We start from the raw sequence: 14,120 nt of genomic DNA, 5'->3' as shown, positions 1-14,120 counted from the left end.
GAGGCAGAGTATGAGCAAAGAATACGACTACATCATCATTGGCGCTGGCTCGGCCGGTAATGTGCTGGCCACGCGCCTGACCGAAGACGCCGCCGTTAGCGTGCTACTGCTGGAAGCGGGCGGCCCGGACTACCGCGCCGACTTCCGCACCCAGATGCCGGCCGCCCTGGCCTTCCCGTTGCAGGGGCGCCGGTACAACTGGGCGTACGAGACTGAGCCAGAACCTCACATGGATAACCGCCGCATGGAGTGCGGCCGTGGCAAGGGCCTGGGGGGCTCTTCGCTAATCAATGGCATGTGCTACATCCGCGGCAACGCCCTGGACTACGACGGCTGGGCCGATTTGCCTGGCTTGGCGGCGTGGTCTTACCTGGATTGCCTGCCTTACTTCCGCAAGGCAGAGACCCGTGACATCGGCCCCAACGATTACCACGGCGGCGACGGCCCCGTGAGCGTGACCACCCCCAAGGCGGGGAACAATCCGTTGTTCGAGGCCATGATCGAAGCAGGCGTGCAGGCCGGCTATCCGCGCACGGAAGACCTCAACGGTTACCAACAGGAAGGCTTCGGCCCGATGGACCGTACGGTCACCCCTAAGGGCCGACGCGCCAGTACCGCACGCGGCTACCTGGACCAGGCCCGACCACGCGCCAACCTCACCATCGTGACCCATGCACTCACCGACCGCATCCTGTTCGAAGGTAAGCGTGCCGTAGGCGTCGCCTGGCTCGAAGGTGGCAGCACCCACACCGTGCAAGCACGCGCCCGCAAGGAAGTCCTGCTGTGCGCAGGGGCCATTGCCTCACCGCAGATCCTCCAGCGCTCCGGGGTCGGCCCCGCTTCCCTGTTGCAGGCCATGGACGTACCGCTGGTGCATGACCTGCCTGGCGTGGGCGAAAACCTCCAGGACCACCTGGAGATGTACCTGCAATACGCGTGTACGCAGCCAGTGTCCCTGTACCCGTCGCTACTATGGTGGAACCAGCCGACCATCGGCGCTGAATGGCTGTTCAATGGCACTGGTATTGGCGCCAGCAACCAGTTCGAAGCGGGCGGCTTCATTCGCACCCGTGAAGAATTCACCTGGCCTAACATTCAGTACCATTTCCTGCCGGTAGCGATTAACTACAACGGCAGCAAGGGCGTCAAAGAACATGGCTTCCAGGCGCACGTAGGCTCCATGCGCTCGCCTAGCCGGGGCCGCGTGCAGATCAAGTCCCGCGACCCGCGCCAGCACCCCAGCATCCTGTTCAACTACATGGCTACCGAGCAGGACTGGCAAGAGTTTCGTGATGGCATCCGTATTACCCGCGAGATCATGGCGCAGCCGGCGCTTGACCCTTACCGTGGCCGTGAAATCTCGCCAGGGGCGCACCTGCAAAGCGATGAAGAGCTGGACAGGTTCATCCGCGAGCATGCTGAAACCGCTTATCACCCGTCGTGTTCCTGCAAGATGGGCACGGATGACATGGCCGTGGTCGACGACCAGGGCCGGGTGCATGGCATGGACGCCTTACGGGTAGTGGATGCGTCAATCATGCCGATCATCACCACCGGCAACCTGAATGCACCCACCATCATGATCGCAGAGAAAATTGCCGACAGGATTCGCGGCCGCGCACCACTGGCCCGCAGCACCGCTGCCTACTACGTCGCCGGGGATAACCCGGTGCGGGGCACGCCCATGCGAGCGGCGGCACCTGCCTCAGCGGGTAAAGTGGCGTAATTAAGGCGCAAGCAGCCGATCTTCCACGCCAAGCAGGTACAACACGCCGTCCAGCCCCAAGGTTGAGATGGCGTGCTGGGCCGAAGCCCTGACCAGTGGCTTGGCACGGAAGGCTACGCCTAGCCCTGCCAGGGCAAGCATCGTTAAGTCGTTGGCGCCATCGCCCACGGCAACGGTTTGCTCCAGGCTCAGCCCTTCTTTCATAGCCAATACCCGCAGCAGGTCAGCCTTGCGCTGGGCGTCTACGATGGGCTCCACCGCCACCCCGGTGCACTTCCCATCCTCTACCTGCAGCTCGTTGGCAAAGACGTAGTCAATGCCCAGGCGTGCCTGAATCTGCCGAGCGAAGTAGGTAAAGCCCCCCGACAAAATCGCTGTCTTGTAGCCCAGGCGCTTGAGCCCTGCAAACAACGCTTCAGCGCCATCGGTGAGGCGCAGGCTGGCGCCGATTTCATCCAGCACGCTGACATCCAAGCCTTTGAGTAGCGCCATGCGCGCGGTGAAGCTAGCTCGGAAGTCGAGCTCACCACGCATGGCCCTTTCAGTGATTTCCGAGACCTGCTCGCCTACCCCGGCAGCCTTGGCCAACTCATCGATGACCTCAGCCTGAATCAGCGTGGAATCCATGTCGAACACGGCCAGGCGGCGGTGACGCCGATACAGGTCGTCCCGCTGCAAGGCGATGTCTGCGCCCAACTCGCCACCGGCGGCCAGCAGGGCTGCGCGCAAGGCGTGGTCATCGATTGCAGTGCCGCGCAGCCGTAGGTCGATGCAGGCGGGGGTTACGCCGCTGGCATTGAGCGCCACCGGGGCAGATAACCGGTCGATGCGCTCTACCTCAAGGCCATGCTGGCTGGCGATGGCTGTGACCCTGTGCAGTTGGCCAGCGGTGAGGCCTTGGGTGAGCAGACTCAGCACGTGGCGCGGTTGCGCCTGCGCCGCTACCCACGCCTGGTAGGCACTGGCGCTCAACGGCTCAAGGCTGACCTGAACCCCCAAACGTTCGCAGACCTTTTCAAGGCGCTCGCCGAGCAGGCCGTCGGCGGCACTTTGCGCGACTACCGCATTGAGCCTGAAGGTGCCATGGGTGGCCACCTGCTCGATGTCGAGGAGGCGTGCGTCGCCCTCGGCAAGCGCAGCGGCGAGTTCAGTGCTCAGCCCCGGTCGGTCACGGCCGATGATGTTGATCAGGACGAATTCGCGCAAGACTCACCTCGATATCAGCAAAAAAAGCGCATTCTAAACAGATTCCTTGCCCAGGGGCGCTTTGAACGCCAGGGGTCGATCGTTATACTGCGCGACAACTTCCAGCCTCAAGAGCCGAGCGCAGTGAACCGGCCCACGCCAGTCAAAAACGATAACTTCTTCCTGCTGATCTTTCGGGCCTTGCGTCATCGCCGCGTACCGATCGTCCTGCGCATTGCTACCCACAACGTCATTCTTGTGGCAGTGGCGCTGGTGATCTACGCGTGTGTAATGGGCTTACAGTTCAAGCAGGCCATGCATGATCAGGCCGATGCCCTTGGGCAAAGCCTGACCAGCCAAACCGCCGTGTCTGCCACCGAGCTGCTGGTGTCCAACGACATCCTCAGCCTGAACGTGCTGCTCAACAACCTGGCGAAAAACCCCCTGGTTGCTCACGCGTCCATTTCCAGCGGGGACAACCGGATCATCGCCGAGGCGGGGCAAAAGCCCAAGGCTGGCGTGCTGACCATGGCCGGCGGGGTATACGAAACCCGCCTGGCCTTCCAGGACGTGAACACAGGCACGCTGCGCGTGAGCCTGAACATGGAGCAGTTCCAGCAGCCGATGACCCTGAGCTTGCAGAGCATGGGCATTCTCGCCCTGATCCTCCTGGCACTGGCGTTAGCCTCCAGCTTACGTATCGGCCGTCACCTGACCACGCCCTTGCTACAGCTGAGGGTATGGTTGCGGGACATCACGCCCTATACCCCTGCCACCGAGCGCCAGGATGAAATAGGCGACATCGCCCGCGACTTGCACGCCAACTATGCACCTGAGGCACCACCGGAGCCTGAGCCTGAAGACGAGCATGAGGAAGCCTCTACGCCCGCCTTTGTGCCCTTTACCGGCACGCCTGCAAAGCCTGCCCCCACCGGGCGTCGCGTCCTGGCGGACGAAGACGAAGAAGACGACGCGGCTTTTGCGGACTTGGGCGACCTGTCCGTTCCAGGCCCCGCTACTGCTGTAGCGCAGGCCCCTATTGCGCCCGTAGCGCCAGTCACTCCTCACTACAGCGCAGTGTTGGCAGTGCAGTTGGGTTCACAAGAGCAACTGCGGCGCTTGCCACGAGCACGCTTGGTCGAGCTGATCGATCGCTACCGGGAATGCCTGGGTCAGGCGGCGTCCCTCTATCAAGGGCATGTGCATGCCTTGGCCGATGGTAGCAACCTGGTGCTCTTCCACAGCAACGACGCAGGGGATGACTACCTCACCAACGCCATTTGCTGCGGCGAGCTGCTGCGCGCCTTGGGCCACGAGTTGCAGATAGAAGTCGCGGACAGTGGCATTACCCTGCAATTGCAGCTGGGCTTGGCCCTGGCAGATGCGTTGCATGGGTTGGAGCAAGAGGCGTTAGTGGCGTCCGAGCCGGCTCGCGCCGCATTGGCCCTCTCTCAACACAGCCGAAACCTGCTCTTGGTAGAGCGCCAGGTCAACGATGACGCCCTCGTGCGCCAGCGTGCCCGCATCCGCCCCATCGCCAGCCCGGAAGGCGCGTCGTGCGTCGAGCGGCTGCTGGAACCCTACCCTTCGCTGCTAGAGCGGCAGTTGGTGCGGATGGCGGATCGGCGTGGTAAACCCTGAGGCGAGAGGCTTTCTTATCAGGGCCGTTGTGTAGCGCTTATTCGCGAGCTACGCCTACAACTCTGCCCGCCTCCTACAGCATCTGTATGCCCATCGCGCTTTACGGGACAGGTCGGGGCCAGCACTGAGCTAGCTGTAGCTATCCTGACTGCCCGTGCAACAGCCGTAATCATCCTGAGGCTCAGGCAGCTCGCCAGGGTTCGGCTCGCCTACTTTAAAGGTAGCTTCCACAGGGGTAGAGCCAGGCCCGCCATTTACCACTTCGATACCAATCGTGACTATGGCATCGCCCGGCTGAGGAGGCGGTGCAGGCGCACCCAGCGCCGGATCAAAACCCTCTCCGCTGCCGGAAACAGGGCTTACAGCCGCACCTTGCCCAACTCCCGAAGCTCCCGGGAGTAACGGATCAAATCCTTGAGGTACGCCCGACACCGTACCGCTGCCAGCCACGATAGGATCTAGGCCGCTGCTGTTATCTGGCGAGGGTTCTGGCTGAACATCTGGGGCAGGCGATAGTGGGCAGGTTGCCGGTGCCAATACACTGGTAGGTAGGGTTATTTCACTTTCACCGACGCTATTTGCTGTCTGACGCTGCTCCCAGGGTAACCTACCGATCGATATGGCGTCAGTGGCAGGATCACGCCACCATCGCGATGTTGTTTTCGTAGTAGCTTTGGATTTCTAAGAGCGGGACCAGCTTCAGGTCTGGAGCAATCCAGTGGTCGGGATATGTAGCATCCGGCTGGTCTTTAAAATTCTTTTCCCAGAAAGGCATGATAACGATCGTGAAAAGATTTTTGGCCATGTCGGAGTTCAATATTGAGAGCCCCCCAATAGCTATCGCCGCAAAAGCGAGAGGCGTAACGCCAGCAGTGATACCTCCTAACAGGACGATACTTCCTACAGCCCCCGCAACATTACCGACCAAGTTTAATATATCACCACGATCAGGGCCGTCATCAGTATTAAATTCCGCAACAATCTTAAGAACGTAGTAGTTCCAGCCAGCACATGAGTCGAGAGGCTTAGGAACGGCATAAACCCGGGAGTTACTGCTGTAATGCTTGCCACACTTGCTACGGCGGCCGATGCTTGTGCACACTGATTAATGAGGGAAAAGCCAGCTTTATTCGTATTAAACTGATCAATTAGTGCGGTAGCAGCTACGCTTTTACCAACATGAGCCGCAAAAACCTCAACTGTTTTTGTCATTTACCCCCCTAGGATATTTGCTTGAATATGACCACAAGTAGCGTTCCGACGGAGTCGTTCCTTTAACCCGCCACCTGGGCAGTGCCCAATACAAAATCTAGCTTATTTTTCTAGTTCGAAAACATTCGACAATACCTAAAAAAGCACAACAGAGAGCACTCAAGAAGAACACCGACACCCCCATAACGCCAACTCGATCACTGGCTTTTCGCTTCTCATCCAGTAAGGCTTCGTCCTGAAGGACACACCCATCTTCCATAACAGCAAGCCTCGGAAACTTTCTGTCATTTCTGAAATGGCTGGTTAACCAGACGATATCTCCCACCGCTAGACTCGCTTTGCCACAAGAAGCTTTCCGAGCATAAATAGTTCGCAGAGCCACATAACCCGGGTATTTACTGGGGACCTTCACGGTATACGAAAGGATCCAGGGCGAATCTTTCAAAGATGACCCCCCTGAAGCAACCACGCCTTTTTCCAAGGTGCCTGGACCTGGGAATCTGGAAACCGGTTCGGAGGCGATAAAACAAAACATCACTATATAAAGAAAAGCTCCAAATGCCGCGAAACCTGCGGCCATTTTAAAATATTCCTGGGCTTTTCCAGCTTGCGGTTTATGTTCAGGCTGTTCATCGTTGGCTTCGGAATCGGATGATGATTGTTTATTACTTTCCATAAGGCTAAGCCAGCGTGGCTGTCTTGAAGGCTATCGTCATCCTTAACTGATCGCAAAGCGTAGAGGGAGATCTTGCGCTATGCGGTATATGGCCATCAAACACAACAACCCTACCAGGTTTTGGTAAAACAGCTGTGATCAAATCTTCCTTGTTATTATCATAGAAGACAAGCTCCCCACCCCAACACGTCGCCCAAACCTCGTTACAGAACAGCACCACAGTAGTACTTACCTCGCCTGCTCGATTATCCCGATGAATTGGCGAATCCTGCCCTAATGTTTGGCCGTTAGCATATACACCTAGCAGGGTAGCATGTGGAAGATGGTCCTGCTTTAGCCGTGCCCATACGTTGTACAAGAAGCCCCAGGAAGGGTGTTGTTCAAGTTCAGGCTCGCACGTTTCACACTCAGGCCGTTGGCTACCTGCTATGAAGGCGTGCCAACAAGGCTTTGCAAAATATGCGTAATTTATCGGCCACCCAAAACGCCAGATTGCAGATTTCAACTGGCCGAGTATTTTCCGCTGCTCTTCAAGGGTCACAGTGTTATCGATTACTTTTATTCTTTCCAACGTTCGCACACAAAAGTCCCCTGCAGAAATCCAAACCTTTTTAAACTCAAGCAGTTTGCAAACCGCTGAAATTTTCAGCGCACCAACGTTCAATGGAGTACGATTTTAGGGATTTTCTGAAAAACCAACAAAGACTTAAATGTAAGATTTTTTTAAACAACATCCAGCAACAGATGCGTGAGCAATACGAGCAAACAGAGAGCACCAATTAGTAACTTAATATTTTATTCGAGGCTAAACGAAGGGGAACGCTAGTGTTCTTGGAGCAGAGGGTAAGTTAGCACCGCTCTAAAAGCTGCGGGGGTATGCAGGATCGCCATGTGTAAGTCAGCCGGATTGAGGACTATTGCCCCTTTTATAGGCCAAAGCTGTTCTGACTGCAAAAGTGCGCCTTGTGGGAAGCGGGGCTGGCTTTCCACAGGACAAGAGGCCTCCTACCGTTTCTGCGCATGCCTTGTGCCGCCGGAATCTAAGAGGCGCAGCTCACTTGCCAAATCAGAACCTGAACACTTCCGTATTCCCCCGCACCGGCGTGGCTTGCGGGATCTTTTGTTGTTCCGGTTCGTCTTTCTTGGCCTGAGCGGGGTTGCCCCTGCGGGCCTCTTCCGCCATTGCGGACTGGCTCGCCGACTGGCTTGCCGACTGGCTCGCCAATGGCTTGACCACGAGGCTCAACTGCTCGGCCAAGCGCTGCAGCAGTACCCCTTGTGCCTGAACCTGAGCGGCGGTTGCGCCTGCGTGTTTTTCTTCAAGGTGCACCAAACGGCTGTCACGGACCTGGCCACGCCTGTCCAGCACGCGCCATTGAGCGTCAAGCACGGCAGGCTGTTTGCCGCCTGAATCGAGCCGGGTAATCGACAGCTGTACCCTCACGTCTGGCGTGAAGCTACCTGGGCTTGGGGCAAGCATGACGCGCTGGCTATCCAGGCGCCAGGCCAGCTGGCGCAGCAGCAACTGGTCGATATCTGCTGGAAGGCTACCGGCCCAACGGCCGTCGGTCGCGGCCAGCAGGCTGCCGTCTTTTTGCCGCTGCAACAGGGTTTCACGGTGAAGGTAATCGGCAACCAGCACCGGGCCCAGCAAGACCGCTACGCCACTGGCACGCTTGGGCTGGCCAGGGTGGCCGCTATCAAGCTGGTACAGGGTTACTGGCTGATGGGTGCTACAACCGGCAAGGCCGAGCACACCGGTCAGTACAGCAACGAGGGGCAGGCGCAGAAAGCTCATTATGTCGTCCAGGCGGCCCATTCAAGCGGGCTCCAGTGATACCGATGCCAAGGGGCGCTTGAACATGCAAGCGCCACAGGGGGCATATCATCCGTGAATACGGCATCAGACTCCAGCCTGGCGTGCGCGCCTATCTGAAAACGACCGGTGGCCCGGCCAGAATCAGACGGAGGGCTCTACCACCAAAGCATCCACACGCTGGAAGCCGCGCGGCAACTTGTTGCCACGTCGCCCACGCTCGCCTTTGTAATGGGCCAGGTCATCGGGCTTGAGGGACAAGGTCCGCTTGCCCGCCTGGAGCACCAGGGTCGCGCCTTCTGCAACGATGGCCAGGTCGGTCACATACTCTTCGCGGCTTGCCACCCGGTCGCCCGGTACGCCGATGATCTTGTTGCCCTTGCCCTTACCCAGTTGAGGCAAGTCCGCCACTTTGAATACCAGCAGCCGGCCCTCGGTGGTCACCGCCGCGACCCATTCGCGCTCGCGGTCCAGCAACGGCCGGGGCGCCATCACCTGAGCACCTTTGGGCAAACTGAGCAGGGCCTTGCCGGCCTTGTTCTTGGCTTGAAGGTCTTCGCCTTTGACCACGAAGCCGTACCCGGCATCTGACGCAATCACATAAAGCGCGGTGTCGTCTGGCAGCAGCACGCACTCAAACTGAGCCCCTGGCGGCGGCGTGAGCCGGCCCGTGAGCGGCTCGCCCTGCCCCCGTGCCGAAGGCAGGCTATGTGCAGGGAGCGAATAGCTGCGCCCGGTGGAGTCGATGAACACGGCGTATTGATTGGACCGGCCAGGCGCAGCTGCCTTGAACCCATCACCGGCTTTATAAGACAGCGCCGTGGCGTCGATATCGTGGCCCTTGGCGCAGCGCACCCAACCCTTTTCGGACAGCACTACGGTCACAGGCTCCGTCGGCATCAGCTCGTTTTCCGACAGCGCCCGGGCTTCGGCCCGCTCGACGATGGGCGAACGGCGATCGTCCCCATACGTTTTGGCATCGGCCAGCAGTTCGCTGCGCACCAGTTTTTTCAGCTTGGCTTCGCTGCCCAGCAAGGCCAGGAGCTTTTCCCGCTCTTTGGCCAGCGCATCCTGCTCGTCGCGGATTTTCATCTCTTCAAGGCGCGCCAATTGCCGCAGGCGAGTATCGAGAATGTAGTCCGCCTGAATCTCGGACAGCCCAAAGCGCTCGATCAAGCGCGCCTTAGGGTGCTCCTCGGTACGGATGATATGGATCACTTCATCCAGGTTGAGGTAAGCCACCAGCAAGCCTTCCAGCAAGTGCAGGCGACGCTCTACTTTATCCAGGCGGAACTGCAAGCGCCGACGCACCGTGCGCACCCGGAACGCCAACCACTCCGTGAGCAAGGTGCGCAGGTTCTTGAGTTGCGGGCGGCCGTCCAGGCCGATGATGTTCATGTTGACCCGGTAGGTGCTTTCCAGGTCAGTGGTCGCGAACAGGTGCTGCATCAGCTCGGCAGCGTCCACGCGATTGGAGCGGGGAATGATCACGATGCGGCATGGATGTTCGTGGTCCGACTCGTCACGCAGGTCGGCCACCATGGGCAGCTTTTTGGCCTGCATCTGCGAGGCGATCTGCTCCAGTACCTTGGCACCTGAGACCTGGTGCGGCAGGGCGGTGACCACCACGTCACCCTCCTCTACCCGGTACACCGCACGCATACGCACCGACCCCCGGCCGGTTTCGTACATTTTCAGCAGCTCGTGCCGCGGCGTGACGATTTCGGCTTCGGTGGGGTAATCCGGGCCCGGCATGTGTTCGCACAGTTGCTCGATGCTCGCACTTGGCTCGTCCAGCAGACGCACGCAAGCTGTTGCCACTTCACGCAGGTTGTGCGGCGGTACGTCGGTAGCCATGCCTACGGCAATACCAGTGGTGCCATTGAGCAGGATGTTGGGCAAGCGCGCGGGCAGTACCGAGGGTTCATCCAGGGTGCCGTCGAAGTTGGGCACCCAGTCTGCGGTGCCTTGCCCCAATTCACTGAGCAGCACCTCGGAATAACGCGACAGCCGCGCCTCGGTATATCGCATGGCCGCGAATGATTTGGGGTCGTCGGGCGCGCCCCAGTTACCTTGACCGTCCACAAGGGTATAGCGGTAGCTGAACGGCTGAGCCATGAGCACCATGGCCTCATAGCAGGCCGAGTCCCCGTGGGGGTGAAACTTACCGAGCACGTCACCTACGGTACGGGCAGACTTCTTGTGCTTGGCGTCGGCGTCCAGCCCCAGCTCGCTCATGGCATACACGATGCGCCGCTGCACAGGTTTGAGGCCGTCGCCGATGTGGGGCAGCGCCCGGTCCATGATCACGTACATGGAGTAGTTGAGGTAGGCCTGTTCAGTGAAGTCAGCCAGGGATCGGCGTTCTACGCCATCCAGGCTGAGATCGGTGGATTCGCTCATGCAAGCCTCATCGAGTGGTGTTCTGGCGCAACAGCATGGTGCCGTCACGCAGGGTAAATTCAAGACGTTTGAGGGCACTCATGCCCAGTAGAATCTGCTCGCCGGGCAGGCCGGGCACGACCACCGCGCTGACCTGCGCCAGGTGGATATCCCCCAGCGTCAGGGTGGCCAGACGCGTGCGATAGCCCTGAGTAGCACCATTAGCCGTAGTAAGAGCAACCGGCAGGCCTTTTTCCAGGGCCAGCCGGCGGGCGACCTCCTGCGGGATCGCCACCTCGGTTGCTCCAGTGTCCAGCATGAAGGTCACGGCCTGGCCGTTGACACGCCCATCGGCCACGAAATGCCCTTGACGATTGCCGGCCAGGCGAACCTCGACAAACCCACTGCCGTGGGTAGAGCTGGGCGCAGGGTTAGGGTTTTCCTGCCGTTGCTCCACGCCCCCAAAAAAGCGGGATGCCAGGAACAGCCCCGCAACCCAGGCCAGGGCCAATAACCAGCGGCCGGCTTTACGGCCAGGGGGCGAGGATGAGCGGGGTGGCGGCGTACTCACGGTGCCTCCCAACCACCCGCAGGTGCTGCGAAGCGCCACACTACAGGCCGGCGCTCGCCGTCCACCCGCGTCCAGTCGTTGTTATCAGTACCGACCCAGGCCCCGTCGTCATCCAGGCTAAACGCCTCGGTCAATCCGTAGGGTTTGCCATAACGTCGCGAAGGCGCCAACCCTTCCTTGGCGAACGACCAGCACCGCTCGACGGTGGCGGTATCCGGGTCACGTCTGCACACCCGGTAAGCATTACGTTCCAGGGTGAACAGCTTGCCCTTGAAAAAGTACAGGTCGGAAAAGTCCTTCACGGCACTCAGGCCCAGGCGCGAGGCCAATGGGGTGGCAAGCGAGCCACCTTCGCTGAGCAGCACGCACGACGCACCGCACGCCCAACCCTCCGGGCCCAGGTGTACCGCCAGCAGGCCGCGTTGTTCGCGTTCGGCGGCGAGCCATAGCCGTTGGCCATCCGGGGTTACGGCCAGGCCCTCGAAAATGGCGTTGAAGTGGTGCAACAGCCCCCGTTCCAGCGCTTCGCTCACCAGCTGAGCCGGCAGCGGCAGCCACTGGGCGGCGCCCTCGGTATCGATGCGCAACACGCTGGCTTTGGCCTCGCTCACCAGGTACACCTGCTGGCGATCGTCACAGGCGATGCCTTCGAAATCCAGGCTACCGCCGCGCACCAGGCCAGCGGCCTTGGCCTGAGCAACGATGTTCCAGGGCAACCCCATATCCGGCGCGGCTGGAGCCTGGAACGTCACGGCGTGGGCTTTCCACACCGTCTGCGAACGGTCGAGACGGTACACCTGATCGTCGTCGCGATCGGACACTGCCCACAGTTCGCCTGCACACAGCGCCAGCCCGGACAGGTTGCCGCCGCGCATGCCTTCCACAGGGTGTTCGGCTAGCAGGCTAAGCTCGGGCAACGCTGCGGCGCCCTGGGCAACCGCCACGCTCCCCGCCAGCAGCCATGCGGCGAGCAGAGCACGTGTCAACTGAGCACCTCGGCCAGGTTGCCCTTGGCCTCCAGCCAGCTCTTACGGTCGCCGGCCCGCTTCTTGGCCAGGAGCATGTCCATCATTTCGCTGGCCTGGGCGAAGTCGTCCAGGGTCAGCTGCACCAGGCGCCGGGTATTTGGGTCCATGGTGGTTTCACGCAGCTGAGGCGGGTTCATCTCACCCAGGCCCTTGAAGCGTGTGACCTGAGGCTTGCCGCGTTTTTTCTCTGCCACCAGGCGGTCGAGGATGCCATCGCGCTCGGCTTCGTCCAGGGCGTAGTAGATCTCCTTGCCGAGGTCGATGCGGTACAGCGGCGGCATAGCGACGTACACGTGGCCGGCATCTACCAACGGCCGGAAATGCTGCACGAACAGCGCACACAGCAGGGTAGCGATGTGCAGGCCGTCAGAGTCGGCGTCCGCCAGAATGCAAATCTTGCCATAGCGCAACTGGCTCATGTCGGCGGCACCGGGGTCTACGCCGATGGCCACCGCGATGTTATGCACTTCCTGGCTGGCCAACACCTCGTTGCCGTCCACTTCCCAGGTGTTGAGGATTTTCCCGCGCAAGGGAAGGATCGCCTGGAATTCCTTGTCCCGCGCCTGCTTGGCCGACCCCCCGGCGGAGTCGCCCTCCACCAGGAACAGCTCGGCACGGGCCGGGTCCTGGCCTGCGCAGTCCGCCAGCTTGCCTGGCAGCGCCGGCCCTTGGGTGATGCGCTTGCGCTCGACCTTCTTGCTGGCCTTCAAGCGTCGGCCGGCGTTGTTGATCGCCAGTTCGGCCAGTTGCAGGCCCAGTTCGGGGTGGGCGTTGAGCCACAGGCTAAAGGCATCCTTTACCACGCCAGACACGAAGGCCGCGGCCTCTCTCGACGACAACCGCTCCTTGGTTTGCCCGGAGAATTGCGCGTCCTGCATCTTCATGGACAGCACGAACGCAATGCGCTCCCACACGTCCTCCGGCGCCAGCTTCAGGCCACGCGGCAGCAGGTTACGAAACTCACAGAACTCGCGCATGGCATCGAGCAAGCCCTGGCGCAGGCCGTTTACGTGGGTGCCGCCTTGCGCGGTAGGGATCAGGTTGACGTAGCTTTCCTGAACGCTGTCGCCCCCTTCAGGCAGCCATAGCAGCGCCCAGTTCACCGCTTCTTTATTACCCGCCAGGCTGCCACAGAAGGGCTCGGTGGGCAGGCGCAGAAAATCACTGACCGCATCGGCCAGGTAAGAGCGCAGGCCGTCCTCGTAATGCCATACGGTTTTCTCGCCGCTGGCTTTGTCTTCGAAGGTGACCGACAGCCCTGGGCACAACACGGCCTTGGCCTTGAGCACATGCTTGAGCCGGCTGATGGAGAACTTGGGCGAGTCGAAGTACTTCGGGTCGGGCGCAAAATAGACGCTGGTGCCGGTGTTGCGCTTGCCCACGGTACCGATGACCCTGAGGTCGCTGGCTTTGAAGCCGTCGGCGAAGGTCATTTCGTACTCTTGGCCGTCGCGCTTTACCCGCACGCGCACCAGGTTGGACAAGGCGTTGACCACCGAGATGCCCACGCCGTGCAGCCCCCCGGAGAACTGGTAGTTCTTGTTGGAGAACTTACCCCCCGCATGGAGCTTGGTCAGGATCAGCTCCACCCCTGGCACGCCTTCTTCAGGGTGGATATCCACCGGCATGCCACGGCCATCGTCGCTCACTTCCAAGGAGTGGTCGGCGTGAAGGATCACCTGAATGGCGCTGGCGTGCCCTGCCAGGGCTTCGTCGACACTGTTGTCGATCACTTCCTGGGCAAGGTGGTTAGGCCGCTGGGTATCGGTGTACATGCCCGGGCGTTTACGCACCGGGTCGAGGCCCGAGAGGACTTCGATGGCGTCGGCGTTATAAGAGCTAGCGCTGGGAGTGGCCATGGGTTCTCTTCGTCAATCGTTATA

At 60.4% G+C, this 14,120-nt stretch carries 11 protein-coding genes and 1 pseudogene; 2 read left to right on the top strand and 10 right to left on the bottom strand.

From position 1 onward, the window contains the following. The first annotated feature begins 10 nt into the window (after positions 1-10). Positions 11-1,726 (top strand): choline dehydrogenase, encoded by a 1,716-nt coding sequence (betA, locus tag AC4LE2_RS01975; protein WP_491823821.1) that lies wholly within the window; start codon positions 11-13, stop codon positions 1,724-1,726. Here betA and serB read toward each other — a convergent pair whose 3' ends face one another. Then, complete coding sequence (gene serB, locus AC4LE2_RS01970) at positions 1,727-2,932, bottom strand: phosphoserine phosphatase SerB (protein ID WP_491823819.1); 1,206 nt, start codon at positions 2,930-2,932, stop codon at positions 1,727-1,729. Between the two features lie 123 nt (positions 2,933-3,055). On the opposite strand from serB, the gene AC4LE2_RS01965 reads away from it, so the two are divergent. Beyond that, positions 3,056-4,552, top strand: coding sequence for a histidine kinase (locus AC4LE2_RS01965; protein WP_491823817.1), 1,497 nt, complete (start codon positions 3,056-3,058; stop codon positions 4,550-4,552). A gap of 637 nt (positions 4,553-5,189) precedes the next feature. Here the strand turns inward: AC4LE2_RS01965 and AC4LE2_RS01960 are convergent. The 9 genes and pseudogenes from AC4LE2_RS01960 to parE form a co-directional block, all read right to left on the bottom strand. Next, a complete protein-coding gene (locus AC4LE2_RS01960; protein ID WP_491823816.1) occupies positions 5,190-5,357 on the bottom strand; it encodes a hypothetical protein in 168 nt (55 codons plus the stop codon). A gap of 125 nt (positions 5,358-5,482) precedes the next feature. Beyond that, positions 5,483-5,764, bottom strand: a complete 282-nt coding sequence (locus AC4LE2_RS01955) for a hypothetical protein (RefSeq protein WP_491823814.1) — start codon at positions 5,762-5,764, stop codon at positions 5,483-5,485. Positions 5,765-5,861: 97 nt separating this feature from the next. Beyond that, entirely contained in the window at positions 5,862-6,440 is a 579-nt protein-coding gene (locus AC4LE2_RS01950) for a hypothetical protein (RefSeq protein ID WP_491823812.1), read from the bottom strand. A 4-nt stretch (positions 6,441-6,444) separates the two neighbouring features. Next, on the bottom strand, positions 6,445-6,981 hold the full coding sequence (locus AC4LE2_RS01945; RefSeq protein WP_491828027.1) for a 2OG-Fe(II) oxygenase: 537 nt from the start codon (positions 6,979-6,981) through the stop codon (positions 6,445-6,447). Between the two features lie 525 nt (positions 6,982-7,506). Beyond that, positions 7,507-8,238 (bottom strand): PqiC family protein, encoded by a 732-nt coding sequence (locus AC4LE2_RS01940; protein ID WP_491823810.1) that lies wholly within the window; start codon positions 8,236-8,238, stop codon positions 7,507-7,509. 161 nt (positions 8,239-8,399) lie between these two features. Continuing rightward, a pseudogene (parC, locus tag AC4LE2_RS01935) lies at positions 8,400-10,659 on the bottom strand (DNA topoisomerase IV subunit A); the annotation flags it as partial. Between the two features lie 7 nt (positions 10,660-10,666). Further along, entirely contained in the window at positions 10,667-11,209 is a 543-nt protein-coding gene (locus tag AC4LE2_RS01930; RefSeq protein ID WP_491823808.1) for a retropepsin-like aspartic protease family protein, read from the bottom strand. Continuing rightward, positions 11,206-12,195 carry an esterase-like activity of phytase family protein gene (locus tag AC4LE2_RS01925; protein WP_491823806.1) on the bottom strand — a complete coding sequence of 330 codons (990 nt, stop codon included), beginning with the start codon at positions 12,193-12,195 and terminating at the stop codon, positions 11,206-11,208. Before AC4LE2_RS01925 ends, AC4LE2_RS01930 begins: the two co-directional genes overlap by 4 nt. Continuing rightward, positions 12,192-14,096, bottom strand: a complete 1,905-nt coding sequence (parE, locus tag AC4LE2_RS01920) for a DNA topoisomerase IV subunit B (RefSeq protein WP_491823804.1) — start codon at positions 14,094-14,096, stop codon at positions 12,192-12,194. The genes AC4LE2_RS01925 and parE overlap by 4 nt, the downstream gene beginning before the upstream one ends. Positions 14,097-14,120 lie beyond the last annotated feature (24 nt).

It is taken from the genome of Pseudomonas sp. 9.3L, assembly GCF_058536285.1.
Note: the sequence above shows the minus strand (reverse complement) of the source record. Positions and strands in the feature narration are given on the sequence as shown.

What these genes read in the sequence shown, in the direction of transcription:
- betA (WP_491823821.1), top strand. Translation starts at nt 11, where the DNA reads ATGAGCAAAGAATACGACTACATCATCATTGGCGCTGGCTCGGCCGGT.
- AC4LE2_RS01960 (WP_491823816.1), bottom strand. Translation starts at nt 5,357, where the DNA reads ATGGCCAAAAATCTTTTCACGATCGTTATCATGCCTTTCTGGGAAAAG.
- AC4LE2_RS01955 (WP_491823814.1), bottom strand. Translation starts at nt 5,764, where the DNA reads ATGACAAAAACAGTTGAGGTTTTTGCGGCTCATGTTGGTAAAAGCGTA.
- AC4LE2_RS01950 (WP_491823812.1), bottom strand. Translation starts at nt 6,440, where the DNA reads ATGGAAAGTAATAAACAATCATCATCCGATTCCGAAGCCAACGATGAA.
- AC4LE2_RS01940 (WP_491823810.1), bottom strand. Translation starts at nt 8,238, where the DNA reads ATGAGCTTTCTGCGCCTGCCCCTCGTTGCTGTACTGACCGGTGTGCTC.
- parE (WP_491823804.1), bottom strand. Translation starts at nt 14,096, where the DNA reads ATGGCCACTCCCAGCGCTAGCTCTTATAACGCCGACGCCATCGAAGTC.